We start from the raw sequence: 12,544 nt of genomic DNA, 5'->3' as shown, positions 1-12,544 counted from the left end.
CCTCCCCGCATCCTAACCGCTTCCCCCCCCCGGTCCAGGGCGCCGCTATTCACAATGGCGGGACCCCCCACCCGGGGAATGAGTCATTCGCGACGCTCGCCGCGGCGGCTCGGCCCCCGCGCGTCAGAGCTTCAGCGGTAGCGAAGCGGGGCGCCAGGTCCCGCCGTCGGGTGCGCGAGGCACGTCGTCGACAGCCAGCGCGAGATCCGGGAAGCGACTGAACAACGCCGAGAGCGCCACCTCCGTCTCCACCCGGGCGATCGAGGCACCCAGGCAGAAGTGCGGGCCGTGCGAGAACCCCAGCTGCGCCGGCCCTTCACGGGTGACGTCGAGCCGATCGGCATCGGGGAACACCCGCGGGTCACGGTCGGCGGACACCATTGCGGCCGTCACCCGCTCGCCCGCGCGGACCAGCTGCCCGCCGAACTCGACGTCTTCGCGCGCGAACCGCGGCGTGGTCAGCAGCTGCGGGCTGCAGAAGCGCATCAGCTCCTCGACCGCACCCGGCCACAGACCCGGGTCGGCGCGCAGGGCCGCGAGCTGATCGGGCTGCCGCAGCAGGGCTTCGACGGCGTTCGCGATCAGGTTCACCGGCGTCTGGCCGGCCAGCACGAGGTGCCAGACCAGCGTGACCAGTTCGGTGTCGGTGAGCCGGTCGTCGTCCTCGGCGCGCACGAGGTCGCCGATGAGGTCGTCGCCCGGCTCGGCCCGGCTGCGCGCCACCGCGTCCTTCGCGCCCTCGATGATCGCCGGGATCGCCGCGGCGAAGTCCGGGCCCACGCCGCCGGCGACCGCGGCGCCGTACTCCCGCCAGCGCGACCGATCGGCGTCGGGGATGCCGGCCATCTCGCAGATGACGTCCATCGGCAATGGCCGCGCGAAGTGCGGCACCAGGTCGACGACGCCGTCCTCGGCGTGCGCGGGCAGCTCGTCGAGGAGCCGTTCGGTGAGCGCCGCCAACCGCGGGCGTAGCCGCGCGGCGCGCTTCGGGGTGAACGCCGGTGCCACGAGCCGGCGCAGCCGCAGGTGCTCGGGCCCGTCCTGCTCGGCCATCGTCCGCATGTACTCCAGGCAGTGCGCCGGGATGCCCGGCGGGCGCATGAAGCTCTCCGCCCGGACCTCGAACCGCGGGTCGGCCAGCATCGCGCGTGCCTCGGTGTAGCGGGTCAGCGCCCAGAACGGGCCGAAGCCGGGGATGACGAGCTTGGCCAGCGCGCCGGCTTCCCGCGCCCGGTCGTAGGCGGTGAACGGGTCAGTCAGGACCTTCGGGTCGGTCAGGTCGATCTCGGGGATCATCCGCCACTCCAGATGTCGATAACAGATGTTCTAATCATCTCAGTGGTCACGGTATCTTGGCTCGCGACGCCGCGGCAAGGAGGACGATGGTCAGGCTCAGCAGGACCGAGACCCAGGAACGCAACCGCGCGAAGGTCCTGGCCGCCGCCCGCGATGAATTCGCCGGACGCGGCTTCCGCGACGCGAAGATCGACGTCATCGCCGAACGCGCCGAACTCACCCGCGGCGCGGTCTACTCCAACTTCCCCGGCAAACGGGCCCTCTACTTCGCGGTCCTGGCCGACCTGGCCGAACGCGCGCCCCGCTACGCCGCCCCGCCGCGGGACGCAAGCGCGGCCGACGTCCTCGCCGCGTTCGCCCGCGCCTGGGTCGCGCGCCTTCCCCTGGCCACCGACAGCGAAAGCGGAGACGCCCGCCTCGGCCGCGACCTGCTGCCCGAGATCCTCGCCGACGAGCACACCCGCCTGCCGTTCGCGCAGCTCATGCGCGTCGACGCCATCCTGCTCGGGCTCGCCCTGGAACGGCTTCGCCCCGGACGGCGCCTGGTCCGCGTCGCCGAAGCCGCCCTCACCACGCTGCACGGCGCGAGCCAGCTCGCCGCCGCCGCGCCCGGCTTCGGCGAGCCGTTCCACATCGTCACCGCCTGCACCGCGCTGCTCGACCTGAACCTCGACGACGACTGGCCCGCGACCCCGCCGATCACGAGCCAAGCCCGGCCCGCCGACGCACCGTGGACCCCGCCGCCGGTCACCGACCTGCTGACCGGCGAACCGTTCCGGCCCGGCGACGGCGTCGTCACGATCCTCGGCCTGCACCGCGCGTCCGCCTTCGAAGAGGCCGTGCGCACGGGCGCCGACGTCACCGTCGTGCTCGTCACCAGCGACCCCGGCGAACTCGCCCCCTTGGCCCGGCTCGCCGTCGCCGACCTGCGCGGCTGCCTCGACCAGGCGATCGTGCCCCCGGCCCGGCCCCGGTTGCGGCTCGTCTGCGACGCCACCGGCGAGCTCGCCGCGGCCGCCGGCGTCACCGCGGTCAGCGACGCCACCGAGACGGCCGTCCGCGTCGAAAGCGGCCGGATCGTCGCGCGCGCCGAGGGGTACGGCGCCTGCCACGCGGCGGCCGTCGAGTAGGAGCCGCTGTCGATTCCCGGCCCGGCCGTTCGTCGGGTGGGTGAACCGGCACCGAGGGAAGGAGCGGCGGTGGACGTCGAGACCGCGGTTGCGGAGGCGTTCCGCGAGGAGTGGGGCCAGGTCGTGGCCACGCTCATCCGGATCACCGGTGACTGGGACCTCGCCGAGGAATGCGCTCAGGAGGCGTTCGCCCTCGCGCTGCGCACCTGGCCCCGCGACGGTGTCCCGAAGCGGCCCGGCGCCTGGCTGACCACCGCCGCCCGCAACCGCGCCACCGACCGGCGCCGCCGCGAGACCGCGGGCGCCGCCAAGCTCCGGGAGGCCGCCCTGATGCACGTCCCCGACGGTCCCGATCTCGACGACAGCGGCGTCACCGACGACCGGCTGCGGCTCATCTTCACCTGCTGCCACCCGGCTCTGGCCACCGAAGCCCAGGTCGCGCTGGCGCTGCGCACGCTGGCCGGGCTCTCCACCGCCGAGATCGCCCGCGCCTTCCTCGTCCCGGAAGCCACCATGTCCCAGCGGCTGGTGCGGGTGAAGCGCAAGATCCGCAACGCCGGCATCCCTTATCGCGTCCCGCCCGCGCACCTGCTGCCCGAACGCACCGCCGCCGTCCTCGGCGTGCTGTACCTGACGTTCAACGAGGGCTACTCGGCCAGCGCCGGGCCCGACCTGCTGCGCCCCGACCTCGCTGCCGAAGCGATCCGGCTCGCCCGCGTACTGGCGCAGCTCATGCCCGACGAACCCGACGTGCTCGGCCTGCTCGCGCTGATGCTGCTCCAGCACGCCCGGCGCGCCACTCGCGTCGACGCCGGACAGCTCGTCCCGCTCGAGGAACAGGACCGCACCCGCTGGGACGCGGGCGAAATCGCCGAAGGCACCCAGGTCCTGGAGACCGCGTTGCGCCGGCGGCGGCCGGGGCCGTACCAGATCCAGGCCGCCATCGCCGCCTGCCACGCCACCGCCGCCCGGCCCGCCGACACCGACTGGCCCCAGATCGCCGGCCTCTACCGTGAACTGCGCAAGCACGTGCCGAGCGCCGTCGTCGAGCTCAACCGGGCCGTCGCGGTCGGCATGGCCGACGGCCCGCTCGCCGGGCTCGCGCTGCTCGACGCGCTGACCATGGACGGCTACCACCTGCTGCCCGCCACCCGCGCCGACTTCCTCCGCCGCCTCGGCCGCCACGCCGAAGCCGCCGACTGGTACGCCCAAGCCCGCGACCTCGCACCCACCGAGGCCGAACGCACGTACCTCACGAGAAGAATCTCCGAAGCGGTGTCGGTCTCCGGCGGTCCCGTTCGTCGGTCGGGCGAACCCCGACCACCGGAGGAAAGCCCATGACCAGCCTCGCCGTCTCCGGCGCCACCCTCACCTACGACGTCACCGGAAGCGGTCCCGTGCTGCTGCTGGTCCCCGGCGGCCCCGCCGACGCCGCGGTGTTCACGCACATCCGGCCGGTGCTGGCCGAGGACCACACCGTCGTCACCTACGACCCGCGGGGCCTCGGCCGCAGCCCGCTCGACGGCGCACCCGGCGACGACACGATCCGCGAGCACGCCGACGACGTCCACCGGCTGCTCGCCGAGGTCGGGCCCGCGGACGTCTTCGCCAGCAGCGGCGGTGCCATCACGATGCTCGACCACGTCGTCCGGCACCCCGATGACGTCCGCACGGTCGTGCTGCACGAACCGCCGGTCAGCCGTTACCTGCCCGCCGGAGCCGTCGACGGGCCCGACATCCCCGCGCTGTTCCGCGACCAAGGCCTCGACGCGGCCTTCCCCGCGTTCATGGCGCTCGTGGGTGTCGACCCCGTGCCCCCGCTCGACCCGCGCGGCGAAGGCAACTTCACCTACTTCTTCCACCACTTGATGGCCGCCACCGGCGCCTTCGAACCCGATCTCGACGCGCTCCGGGCGACCTCCGCGCGGCTGGTCGTCGGCGTCGGCGAGAAGTCCGCCGGATCGACCGCCCACGAAACCGGCGCCGGGCTCGCCGCCGCCCTCGGCCTGCCGGCCATCGAGTTCCCGGGCGACCACGGCGGGTTCGCCACGGAACCGGAAGCCTTCGCCGCGCGCCTGCGCGAAGTACTGGAAGGACGCTGAAATGCGCTACCTGCTGATGATCGCCGGCGACGAAACCGCCGAAGAGCACCAGTACGACGGGTGCGACGGCTGGGGCGAGGACCTGGCCCGCCGCGGCAAGATCCACGGCGGGGGCGGCCTGCGCCCGCCGTCGGAAGCCACGACGATCCGCGTCCGCGACGGCGAAGTCCTGCTCACCGACGGCCCGTTCACCGAGGCCAAGGAACAGATCGGTGGCTACGTCGTCCTCGACTGCGACGACCTCGACGAAGCCCTCGAGATCGCGGCCAAGCACCCCGCCGCGACCTACGGCAGTATCGAAGTCCGCCCGATCTTCGTCGGAGAGGAACCCTGATGCCGTCCGTCGTGGACCGACCGGCCCAGCGCTACGTCGCCGAGCGCGCCACCCTCGGCATCGAGGAGTTCCCGCGCATCGCCGACCGGCTGCCGCCCCTCATCGGCACGCTGGCCGGCCACGGGATCGTCCCGGCCGGGGCGCCGTTCTTCCGCTACCGCGTGCTGCACCCCGGCAGGCGGTTCACCGTCGAGGCCGGCGTCCCGGTCGAAGGCGGGTTCACCCCGGAGGAGCCCGCCTTCGCCGGTGAGCTGCCCGCCGGGAAGTACGTCCTCGAAACCTACGTCGGCGCCCCCGACGGCCTGACCGCCGCCACCGCGGCGGTCTTGAGCTGGGGTGCCGCCGATGGTGTCACCTGGGACGTCACGGAAGGCCCCGACGGCGAGGAGTGGGGCGGCCGCCTGGAAGTCCTGCGCACCAACCCCCTGGAAGTGCCCGACCCCGCGGAGTGGGTCACCGACCTGCTCTTCCGCCTCGCCTGAAAGTTCGTGAAGGCCACCTTGAGGAACTACAAGTTCCTCAAGGTGGCCTTCACGAACTTGCTGTCAGCCGCGGCCGGTGAGCACGGCGGCGACCAGGCAGCCGAAGCCTGCCGTGCTCACCACGGCCCGCAGCACGTTCCAGCGCACCCAGGCCGCCTCGAAGTTCGCCCGTACCGCCGCGTAGTCGTCGCCGCCGGATTCCAGCGCGTTGTTGAGCGGGATGTTCAGCGCCCCGGTGATCACGATCATCGCCACCAGGCACGCGAACCCGGCGATCACCCACGGCCGCGGCCCGGGGTCGAGGAAGATCGCCACGCCCGCCAGCACCGGCGCACCCAGGAACGTCAGCATGAAGACCGGGTTGACGATCGCGACGTTGATCCCGCGCATCGCCTCCACGAACGTCTTGTCGTCGCCCCGCGCCAGCCCCGGCAGCACCGAGCACGCGTAGGCGTAGAACAACCCGGCGATCAAGCCGGCCGCGATCAGCGCGGCCACCAGCACCACAGTGGACATCGGTCGCACCCTCCCCTTCATCGCGCCCAGACGCCGGTTGCCGCCGCGTCCCGCGCGAAGCCGGCGAAGTCCGTGGCCGGGCGCCCCAGCACCCGCTCGACGTCGTGGGTCACCGACTCGTTGCGGCCGTCGAGCACCCGCGCGAACAGCTCGGTCAACGCCCCGGCCTCCTCCTCCGGCACGCCGTACTCGACCGCCGCGGCGGCGTACTCCTCCGCGGAAACCGGAACATAGCGGACATCCCGCCCCGACGCGGCAGAAATATCCGCGGCCGCGTCGGCGAAACTCAGCAGCCGCGGCCCGGTCAGCTCGTACAGCTGTCCCGCGTGGCCCGGCTCGGTCAGCACCTTCACCGCGACGTCGGCGATGTCGCGGACGTCGACGAACGGCTCGGTCACCGTGCCCGCCGGCAACGCGATCTCCCCGCCGCGCACGGCCTCCAGGAGGAAGTGCTCGCTGAAGTTCTGTGCGAACCAGCTGCACCGCAGGACCGTCCAGCCGGTCCCGGCGTCGGCCACGATCCGTTCGCACGCCTCGGCTTCCTCCTCGCCGCGGCCCGACAGCAGGACCAGGTGCCGGGCGCCGTGGGCGACCGCCAGCTCGGCGAACGCGCGGATGTCGGCGGCCGCCTCGGGCACCACCAGGTCGGGGTAGTAGGTCAGGTAGACGGCGTCGATGTCCTTCAGCACCGGCGCCCAGGTCTCGCGGTCACCCCAGTCGAACGGCGGCGCCCCACGGCGCGACGTGATCCGCACCGGCAGGCCGCGCTCCCGCAGCCGATCCGCCACGCGGCGCCCGGTCTTGCCGGTGCCGCCCACCACCAGGAAGTTCGTTGTCATGGCAGTGAGTCAACCGGCGCTCGGTGAGACTCTCCATAGTTCAAGGCCTCGATCGCATGTTCCAGCGTCTACACTTCCGGGCATGGACCCGCTCGCCGCGCTCCTCGACGGCCCCCGCGCCCACGGCGCGTTCCTGCTGCGCTCGGTGCTCACCCCGCCGTGGTCCCTGCGCATCGAGGACGAAGCACCGCTGACCGTTGTGTCGGTCGTGCGCGGCGAAGCGTGGATCGTGCCCGACGCGGGCGAGAGCGTCCTGCTCGGCGAAGGCGACGTCGCGATCGCCCGCGGCCCGGATCCGTACCTGGTCGCCGACCACCCTTCGACGCCGCCGCAAGCACTGATCCTGCCCGGCCAGGAGTGCCGCACCCCCGACGGCAGGCACCTCACCGACTACGCCGACCTCGGCGTCCGCACCTGGGGCACCGGCGGCCCGGTCGTGCTGCTCACCGGCACCTACGGCATGGAAGGCGAGATCAGCAAGAAACTCCTGGCCGCGTTGCCGGCGCTGATCGTCCTGCGCGCGGCCGACTGGCCGACGCCCCTGGTCGGGCTGCTCGCCGGGGAGATCGGCCGGGACGTGCCGGGGCAGGAAGCCGTCCTCGACCGGCTGCTCGACGTCCTGCTGATCGCCGCGCTGCGCGCGTGGTTCGACCGGCCCGACACCACCGCGCCCGCCTGGTACCGCGCCCACGACGACCCGGTCGTCGGACAGGCGTTGCGACTGCTGCAGCACCAGCCCGGCGAGCCCTGGACGGTCGCCAAGCTCGCGGCCAACACCGGCGTCTCCCGGGCCGCGCTGGCCCGCCGGTTCGCCACGACGGTCGGCGAGACGCCGATGGCCTACCTCACCGGCTGGCGGCTCGCGCTCGCCGCGGACCTGCTGCGCCAGCAACCGGACGCCACGATCGGGGCGGTCGCCCACCAGGTCGGCTACGGCAGCGCGTTCGCCCTCAGCGCGGCCTTCAAGCGCGAGTTCGGCATCAGCCCGCAGCGGTACCGGACGGCGTGAGCGGCACGGTCATTCCAGCGCCTCGCCCAGCCGGTCCAGCCACTCGCCGGTGCCCTGCTCGCGCCACTCCGGCTGCTCGGCGTCGTCGAGGAGGGTGTCCTGCTCGGTCAGGACCAGGCGGGTGCCGTCGCCTTCGCCGATCAGCTCCACCGTCGTGATCGAGACCGTGGCGAGCGTCTTGCCGCCGCTCAGCGTCGTGGAGTAGACGATCCGCTGCTCCGGCACGATGTCGTGGTAGATCGAGAGGACCGACATCGGCGTGCCGTCCGGGCCCGCGGCGTCGACGGTCTCGCGGCCGCCGACGCGGAAGTCCAGCTCATGGGTCCCGTCGGGGACGAACCACCGGGTCTTGGTGGCCGGGTCCGCCCACGCGGCGAACACCCGCGCCGGCGGGACGGGGTAGGTGCGTTCGAGGGTGAAGGTGGTGTGCTTGACGGTCATGTCGGGCTCCCATCAGAGGGGTCGGGCGGTTCGGCGAGGAAGTCGCCGAGCCGGTCGAGCGTGCTTTCCCACGTGGTGCGTTGCCGGCCCAGCCAGTGCTCGCCGCCGCGCAGCAGCTCCGGTTCGATCCGGCAGGTGCGCACGCGGCCGGCTTTTTCGGATCGCACGATCCCGGCGGATTCGAGCACTTGGAGGTGCTGCACGACGGCGGCCAGCGACATGGTCAGCGGCTCGGCGAGCTCACTGACCGACGCCGGCCCCCGCACGAGCCGCTCCACCAGCGCCCGCCGCGTCCGGTCGCCCAAGGCGCGGAACACCAGGTCCAGCTCATGGTCAAGCATGTACTTAAGTATGCGTCCTTGGGTGAAATAGTCAAGTAACTACTTAAGCATTGCCGCGACGTCGTCGGGCAGTTCGGCGTTCGGAAGGCCTCGTAGGACGGCGAGCGCCCTGGTCAGCGCGCGCTCGGCGTTGTCGGCTCGGCCGGCGTGGACGCGGAGTTCGGCGCCGAGGCTCGTGGTGGTCTCGTGCATGGACCGGACGGTTTGCTCGTGCGCGGCCTGCGCCTCGGCGAGCCGCTGGTCGAACGTGGCCCGCAAGCGCTCAGCGTCTTCGTGTGCCTGGGCCAGGGCGGCTCGGTGGGCAGTTGCTGCCTTGGACAGCTCTTCGCGGGCCGCGTCGAGTCGCCCAGCGGCCGCTTCGGCGCGCGATTCGGCCGCGTCGAGGCGTCGGGTCGCCGTCTCGACGCGGACCTCCGCGGCTTCGGCGCGAGTGGTGGCGGCCTGGGCGCGGCCGCGTTCTTCGTCGAGGGCCTCTCGCGCGGCCGCGAGTTCGGCGGTCAGGGTGGCGATCACCGCGGCGCGCTCACCGGCCAAGGCGGCGGTGGCATCCGCTCGCTCGGCGACCCGCCCGAGTTCGTCCCGCACCGCGGCCAGCTGCCCTTCCGCGCGCTGCTGCTCCTGCACCGCGGCCCGGTGGGCAGCACTGCTCTCGTCCCGTTCCCTCCGCGCCGCGGCCGCCTCCTTCTCGGCGGCCGCCGAGACCTGAGTGGCGTCCTCGGCGGCTTCGCGGGCCTGCGCGGCTTCGGCGTCGGCGAGCCCACGCTGGCGGCGGTGGTCGTCGGCCTCGAGCAGGGCCGCGTCCCGTTCGGCGAGAGCGGCGGCCGTGGTGGCTTCCAGCTGGTGACGCAGGGTCGTGAGCGTCTCGACGAGCCCCCGCGCGGGTTCGAGCACCCGGTCGACCTGACCGGCGAGCGCGGTGACGGCGGTGTCGTCCAGTTCGGTGTCGCTCTCCCGCAGCGACTCGGCGTCCGACAGGACGGCTTCGGCGTCGCGGCAGTTGAGGTTCCGGCGTCCCCAGGTCTTCCCGTCCTGGCAGAACCGAGCGCGGCTCCCCCGGCCCACTGTCGGCGGCAGCGGCGCTCCACAACGCCGGTACTCGCAAATTCGGGGCTGACCTGCGTCTTCTGTCATGATCGGAAGTCTAGCAAAGCTTCTAATCAGAACTAAAAGTAGCTGTTCAAAATTAGAAGATAAGATGCTAGCTATCTGGGTTGGGATAAGGTCACATATCCAAACTCAGAACACGCTGGAAGACCGAGGGTGTGATGAGGGCGGATCGGAGGGCCTCGAAAACTAGGACCCCCCTTGATGTCAACCGCGAGTTGACGCTGTGGCCCGCTTCCGTTCCAGGAGGGCCCGCTCGGCCGAGTTGTGGGTCAGTTCGATCGCCGCGGTGTAGGCGGCCACCGCTTCCCCGCGCCGGCCGACCCGGTCCAGAAGGTCCGCGCGGATCGCGTGACACAGCGGGAACCGCGCCAGCTCCAGCTTTTCGACCAGGGCCAGCGCCGCTCCAGGACCGTCGACCTCGGCGACCGCCACCGCGCGGTTCAGCGCCACCACCGGCGTCGGCGTGACGGCCAGCAGCTGGTCGTAGAGGGCCTTGACCTGGGACCAGTCCGTGGGCGCGTCGCTGTGGACGGCCTGGATCGCCGCCTGGATCTGGTACGGGCCCGGCTGGTTGCGGCGCAGGCAGCGGCGGACGATCTCCTGGCCCTCGGCGATCAAGGCCGCGTCCCAGCGCGAAGCATCCTGGTCGGCCAGCAGCACCAGGTCACCGGAAGCGGTGGTGCGGGTGGCGCGGCGGGAGTCGATCAGCAGCATCAGCGCCAGCAGGCCCCACACCTCCGGCTCGTCGGGCATCAGCCCGGCCAGGACGCGGGCGAGCCGGATCGCCTCGCGGCACAGGTCGTCGCGGACCAGGTCCTCCCCCGCGCTCGCCGTGTAGCCCTCGTTGAAGATCAGGTACAGCACGCCGAGCACCGCGAACAGCCGCGCCGGCAGGTCGGCGTCCTGGGGGACGCGGTACGGGATGCCCGCGTCGCGGATCTTGTTCTTCGCCCGGACGATCCGCTGGGCCATCGTCGGCTCGGCCACCAGGAACGCGCCGGCGATCTCCGCGGTGGTCAGGCCGCCGAGCAGCCGCAGGGTCAGCGCGACCTGGGTGGGACGGGCCAGCGCGGGGTGGCAGCAGGTGAAGATCAGCCGGAGCCGGTCGTCGGGCACGGCGCCCTCCTCGACGGGCTCAGTTTCGGCATGTAGCAGAGCCGCCTGGGCGTGCTTGTCCTCCCGGGCGGCTTCCCGGCGCAGGCGGTCGATGGCCCGGTTGCGGGCGGTCGTGATGATCCAGCCCGCCGGGCTCGGCGGCACCCCGGCGGCCGGCCACCGCCGGACGGCCTCGGCGAACGCGTCCTGCACGGCCTCCTCGGCGACGTCGATGCTCCCGAAGACCCGCACCAGCACCGACACCGCGCGGCCGTACTCCGCGGCGAAGACCTCCTCGACGCTCATCCCGCGAACGGCCGCACCTCGACCGGCAGCGGCGCGACGGCGTCGGCGAGCCGCCCGCCCCAGGCGAGCGCCGCGTCGAGGTCGGGCGCGGTGATGATCGTGAACCCGCCGAGGTGCTCCTTGCCTTCGGCGAACGGGCCGTCGGTGACGAGCGTGTCGCCGTCGTCGGCGCGCAGCACGGTGGCCGTGGACGGCGGGTGCAGCCCGCCGGCGAACACCCAGGCCCCGGCCGCCTTGAGGTCGGTGTTGAGGGCGTCGAGCTTCTTCGTGATCCCGTCGAGGACTTCCGGCGGCGGGGTGGGCCCGTCGGGCTGGTAGATGCTGAGCAGGTACTGCTTCACGCCGTCTCCCTCGGTCGGTGCTTTCCCCGCTGACACGAACGGCGCCCGGCCGGATCGACAGCGTCCCGGGAGAATGATCCCGTAATCTTCGGCGCGTGCCCGAGCTCGAACCGGTGACCGATGCCGCCCTCGCCGCCGCGAGCCCGCAGGACCGGCTCGCCCTGCTCGATGCGGCCGCCACGCGGCACGTCGACGGGCAACGGCCGCCGAACACGCTCAAGGCCTACGCCCAGGACTGGCAGGTGTGGCAGGACTACACCGCCGAAGCCGGGATCCCGCCGTTGTCGGCGTCGATCGGCGCGCTGACCGGGTTCGTCGTCTGGCTCGAACGCGGCCGCACGCTGCGTCCGGATGAACGCGTCGTGGCCGAGGTGCCCGAACGGGCCGCTCCGGCGGCGCCGTCGACGATCGAACGGCGGCTCACCGGCGCGCTCGCCGGGCTGCGGCACCACAAGGTCGTCGTCGATCCCGAAGCGAGCCGTGCCGCGTGGCGCGCGCTGAAGGGGTACCGGCAGCGGCTGGCGCGCGAAGGGGTCCAGCGCGGCCGCGGCAAGGCCACCATGGTCACGCTCACCGACCTGCGGGCGATGTCACGAGCCTGCCCGGACACCCTCGCCGGCGCCCGCGACCGCGCGATGCTGCTGATCGGGTTCCCCATCGCCGCCCGCTGCTCCGACCTGGCGAACCTGCTGGTCACCGACGTCGAGCCGGTCGACGACCGGGGGCTGGCGGTGACCGTGCGGCACGGCAAGAGCACCGGCGACATGGTCGTCCCGCGGCGCGAGAACCCCGACACCGACCCGGTGCGGGCGTGGCACGCGTGGCGGTCGGGCGCGGGGATCGCCGAGGGGCCCGCGTTCCGCCGCGTCGACCGGCACGGCAACGTCGGCGAGCCCGCGCTGAGCACGACCGGCGTCAACCAGATCCTCACCCGGGCCGGCGTCCGCGCGGGCCTGCCGTACTCGGTGACCGGCCACTCGCTGCGCTCCGGGTTCGCGACCGAGGCCCGCCGGGCCGGCGCCGACGACCTCGCGATCGCCGATCAGGGGCGCTGGGTGCGGGGCAGCCGCGCGCTCTACGAGTACATCCGCCGGGTCGACCAGTGGAACGACAACGCGGCGGGTGTCCTCGACCTCTGAGCCCGACCGCCCGCCGGCTGAAAGTTTCGCGGGATTTGTCGAATCGGCCCTCTCCCGGATGACGTC

General features: G+C 72.8%; 15 protein-coding genes. 7 read left to right on the top strand and 8 right to left on the bottom strand.

Going from position 1 to position 12,544, the window contains the following annotated elements; all coding sequences use genetic code 11:
• Positions 1 to 123: 123 nt before the first annotated feature.
• Positions 124 to 1,296, bottom strand: coding sequence for a cytochrome P450 (locus AB0N03_RS05850; protein WP_364366013.1), 1,173 nt, complete (start codon positions 1,294 to 1,296; stop codon positions 124 to 126).
• An 86-nt stretch (positions 1,297 to 1,382) separates the two neighbouring features.
• On the opposite strand from AB0N03_RS05850, the gene AB0N03_RS05845 reads away from it, so the two are divergent.
• From AB0N03_RS05845 to AB0N03_RS05825, 5 genes are all read left to right on the top strand, one after another.
• Positions 1,383 to 2,426 (top strand): TetR/AcrR family transcriptional regulator, encoded by a 1,044-nt coding sequence (locus AB0N03_RS05845; RefSeq protein ID WP_364366010.1) that lies wholly within the window; start codon positions 1,383 to 1,385, stop codon positions 2,424 to 2,426.
• A gap of 69 nt (positions 2,427 to 2,495) precedes the next feature.
• A complete protein-coding gene (locus AB0N03_RS05840) occupies positions 2,496 to 3,767 on the top strand; it encodes a sigma-70 family RNA polymerase sigma factor (RefSeq protein WP_364366007.1) in 1,272 nt (423 codons plus the stop codon).
• Positions 3,764 to 4,528, top strand: a complete 765-nt coding sequence (locus AB0N03_RS05835) for an alpha/beta hydrolase (RefSeq protein ID WP_364366004.1) — start codon at positions 3,764 to 3,766, stop codon at positions 4,526 to 4,528. Before AB0N03_RS05840 ends, AB0N03_RS05835 begins: the two co-directional genes overlap by 4 nt.
• Before the next feature lies 1 nt (position 4,529).
• Complete coding sequence (locus AB0N03_RS05830) at positions 4,530 to 4,862, top strand: YciI family protein (RefSeq protein WP_364366001.1); 333 nt, start codon at positions 4,530 to 4,532, stop codon at positions 4,860 to 4,862.
• Entirely contained in the window at positions 4,862 to 5,344 is a 483-nt protein-coding gene (locus AB0N03_RS05825; RefSeq protein ID WP_364365998.1) for a GyrI-like domain-containing protein, read from the top strand. Before AB0N03_RS05830 ends, AB0N03_RS05825 begins: the two co-directional genes overlap by 1 nt.
• Positions 5,345 to 5,407: 63 nt before the next feature.
• Here the strand turns inward: AB0N03_RS05825 and AB0N03_RS05820 are convergent, their stop codons facing one another.
• Together AB0N03_RS05820 and AB0N03_RS05815 are read right to left on the bottom strand one after the other, a co-directional pair.
• Positions 5,408 to 5,860, bottom strand: a complete 453-nt coding sequence (locus AB0N03_RS05820) for an anthrone oxygenase family protein (protein WP_364365995.1) — start codon at positions 5,858 to 5,860, stop codon at positions 5,408 to 5,410.
• Between the two features lie 17 nt (positions 5,861 to 5,877).
• The gene (locus AB0N03_RS05815; RefSeq protein WP_364365992.1) at positions 5,878 to 6,699 is read right to left on the bottom strand and encodes an NmrA family transcriptional regulator; all 822 of its coding nucleotides are present in this window, start codon (positions 6,697 to 6,699) and stop codon (positions 5,878 to 5,880) included.
• A gap of 82 nt (positions 6,700 to 6,781) precedes the next feature.
• Between AB0N03_RS05815 and AB0N03_RS05810 the strand changes: the two genes are divergently transcribed.
• The gene (locus AB0N03_RS05810; RefSeq protein ID WP_364365989.1) at positions 6,782 to 7,708 is read left to right on the top strand and encodes an AraC family transcriptional regulator; all 927 of its coding nucleotides are present in this window, start codon (positions 6,782 to 6,784) and stop codon (positions 7,706 to 7,708) included.
• Between the two features lie 9 nt (positions 7,709 to 7,717).
• Here AB0N03_RS05810 and AB0N03_RS05805 read toward each other — a convergent pair whose 3' ends face one another.
• The 5 genes from AB0N03_RS05805 to AB0N03_RS05785 all read right to left on the bottom strand — a co-directional run bounded on the left by AB0N03_RS05805 (position 7,718) and on the right by AB0N03_RS05785 (position 11,339).
• Entirely contained in the window at positions 7,718 to 8,149 is a 432-nt protein-coding gene (locus AB0N03_RS05805; protein ID WP_364365986.1) for an SRPBCC family protein, read from the bottom strand.
• The gene (locus tag AB0N03_RS05800; protein ID WP_364365983.1) at positions 8,146 to 8,490 is read right to left on the bottom strand and encodes a metalloregulator ArsR/SmtB family transcription factor; all 345 of its coding nucleotides are present in this window, start codon (positions 8,488 to 8,490) and stop codon (positions 8,146 to 8,148) included. Before AB0N03_RS05800 ends, AB0N03_RS05805 begins: the two co-directional genes overlap by 4 nt.
• A gap of 39 nt (positions 8,491 to 8,529) precedes the next feature.
• Positions 8,530 to 9,621, bottom strand: a complete 1,092-nt coding sequence (locus tag AB0N03_RS05795) for a hypothetical protein (RefSeq protein WP_364365980.1) — start codon at positions 9,619 to 9,621, stop codon at positions 8,530 to 8,532.
• Positions 9,622 to 9,801: 180 nt separating this feature from the next.
• Positions 9,802 to 10,998 (bottom strand): RNA polymerase sigma factor, encoded by a 1,197-nt coding sequence (locus AB0N03_RS05790; RefSeq protein WP_364365978.1) that lies wholly within the window; start codon positions 10,996 to 10,998, stop codon positions 9,802 to 9,804.
• The gene (locus tag AB0N03_RS05785) at positions 10,995 to 11,339 is read right to left on the bottom strand and encodes a YciI family protein (protein ID WP_364365975.1); all 345 of its coding nucleotides are present in this window, start codon (positions 11,337 to 11,339) and stop codon (positions 10,995 to 10,997) included. The genes AB0N03_RS05790 and AB0N03_RS05785 overlap by 4 nt, the downstream gene beginning before the upstream one ends.
• Positions 11,340 to 11,434: 95 nt before the next feature.
• Between AB0N03_RS05785 and AB0N03_RS05780 the strand changes: the two genes are divergently transcribed.
• A complete protein-coding gene (locus AB0N03_RS05780) occupies positions 11,435 to 12,478 on the top strand; it encodes a tyrosine-type recombinase/integrase (RefSeq protein ID WP_364365972.1) in 1,044 nt (347 codons plus the stop codon).
• Positions 12,479 to 12,544: the final 66 nt, after the last annotated feature.

The organism is Amycolatopsis sp. NPDC051061 (assembly GCF_040682935.1).
Lineage (GTDB): Bacteria > Actinomycetota > Actinomycetes > Mycobacteriales > Pseudonocardiaceae > Amycolatopsis.
Note: the sequence above shows the minus strand (reverse complement) of the source record. Positions and strands in the feature narration are given on the sequence as shown.

Coding starts and splice junctions, on each gene's coding strand:
- AB0N03_RS05850 (WP_364366013.1), bottom strand. CDS start 1,296: ATGATCCCCGAGATCGACCTGACCGACCCGAAGGTCCTGACTGACCCG.
- AB0N03_RS05845 (WP_364366010.1), top strand. CDS start 1,383: ATGGTCAGGCTCAGCAGGACCGAGACCCAGGAACGCAACCGCGCGAAG.
- AB0N03_RS05835 (WP_364366004.1), top strand. CDS start 3,764: ATGACCAGCCTCGCCGTCTCCGGCGCCACCCTCACCTACGACGTCACC.
- AB0N03_RS05830 (WP_364366001.1), top strand. CDS start 4,530: ATGCGCTACCTGCTGATGATCGCCGGCGACGAAACCGCCGAAGAGCAC.
- AB0N03_RS05825 (WP_364365998.1), top strand. CDS start 4,862: ATGCCGTCCGTCGTGGACCGACCGGCCCAGCGCTACGTCGCCGAGCGC.
- AB0N03_RS05820 (WP_364365995.1), bottom strand. CDS start 5,860: ATGTCCACTGTGGTGCTGGTGGCCGCGCTGATCGCGGCCGGCTTGATC.
- AB0N03_RS05815 (WP_364365992.1), bottom strand. CDS start 6,699: ATGACAACGAACTTCCTGGTGGTGGGCGGCACCGGCAAGACCGGGCGC.
- AB0N03_RS05810 (WP_364365989.1), top strand. CDS start 6,782: ATGGACCCGCTCGCCGCGCTCCTCGACGGCCCCCGCGCCCACGGCGCG.
- AB0N03_RS05805 (WP_364365986.1), bottom strand. CDS start 8,149: ATGACCGTCAAGCACACCACCTTCACCCTCGAACGCACCTACCCCGTC.
- AB0N03_RS05800 (WP_364365983.1), bottom strand. CDS start 8,490: ATGCTTGACCATGAGCTGGACCTGGTGTTCCGCGCCTTGGGCGACCGG.
- AB0N03_RS05795 (WP_364365980.1), bottom strand. CDS start 9,621: ATGACAGAAGACGCAGGTCAGCCCCGAATTTGCGAGTACCGGCGTTGT.
- AB0N03_RS05790 (WP_364365978.1), bottom strand. CDS start 10,998: ATGAGCGTCGAGGAGGTCTTCGCCGCGGAGTACGGCCGCGCGGTGTCG.